At 61.3% G+C, this 1,203-nt stretch carries 1 protein-coding gene; it reads left to right on the top strand.

Annotated features, from left to right (window positions below):
- Window positions 1-879 (top strand): hypothetical protein (locus ABWQ00_RS16150; RefSeq protein WP_353239680.1); only part of this gene is annotated, 879 nt, incomplete at its 5' end.
- Window positions 880-1,203 lie beyond the last annotated feature (324 nt).

The following is a 1,203-nucleotide window of genomic DNA, read 5'->3' as shown; positions in this document are numbered from 1 at the left end:
CACATGAACCTGAATGCACACGCTCATCAGCATGTGGCAGTGACCGTCTGTGCTCGAGGGACATTGCAGCTTGCTTTGTCTGCGCTAGCATCCATGGGCAAAACATTCGAAGCAAAGTGCAATGAGTGCAGCAAGTGCTTTTACAGCTTCACTTCCGAGAAGTCCGCCAGGTCGTGCCGAGACAGGCACTTCCGCGAGGTTCACACGCCGGGCGCGCTGCGTTGGCGGCGTGCGTGCAATGCACGGCGGCAAGCTGCTGTGCGCCTCGTCACACGCGCTTCGGAGCACGCGGATGGTGCTTCGTTGCGCGTGTTCATTCTGTGCCCCTTGCGCAGGGAGAAGATGCTCGGCCTGTTCACAGCTGCCAGGCTCTCGTTTGCAAGCATCGGCGTGCCCCCGCAGTACGTACGCCGGCTGCAGGGCGTGGACCTGGCGCGCCGTGACCTGCGGGATGAACACCCAAGGGCGTGCACGGTGGTCGGGCGCGCACTGTTCCGGAACTTCGTTCCCGCAGCGCACGCACTCTTTGCGGCCAACCCGAGGGTCCGGTACATCCTCTTCGCAGAGGACGACTGCCGCCTTGCCCGCGATGTATCCCTGGAGCACTTGATCGAATCCTGCCGCACAGCCTGCGGTCTTCGGAAACCAGCGTGGTTGGCGTTCAAGCAGCGTCGGGGAGAGCCGAACGTTGGCGCACACTTGCTGGCATTCAGCCGCTGTTCCCTCAATGTCTTCGTCAAAGACGCTGCAGCAAAGGACCCTTGTGGCACTCTCGCGCTGGACACCTTGTTGCGGGCACTGTGGCAGGAAGGGCGCGTCTGGACCCCGCGCAAGTCCCTGGCCGTGCAAGCACTACATGCACTGAAAGGCCGCCGATGAACCGGGCCGCAGGCCAAGAGCAGTGGAAGTTGCAGCCAATTCTTGTAAGGCAACCTGTGGCATTCTGCGTTGGCGGACTTCGGCAGTGCTCGGCCACCGGGATTTCCGGCTGGCTTTCCAGGCGAGTGACCTGCCGGATCCGTACAGGTTGCACATCACACACCGATGTGGATCGCATCAGCAGGAAGGAAAATCGCAATCATGACATCTCACGGAGCGAAGTGCGCGCGATCGCAGTACATGTGCGATCATTGTACTTTGTTGCTTGAAGACAAGCGTGCCCCCGGGGGCACGCTTTGCGATGGGATGCAACAAGCGTGCCCC

Source organism: Limnohabitans sp., from assembly GCF_040400975.1.
Lineage (GTDB): Bacteria > Pseudomonadota > Gammaproteobacteria > Burkholderiales > Burkholderiaceae_C > Limnohabitans_A.
The sequence above is the reverse complement of the archived record's forward strand: the minus strand, read 5'-3'. Positions and strand labels throughout refer to the sequence as shown.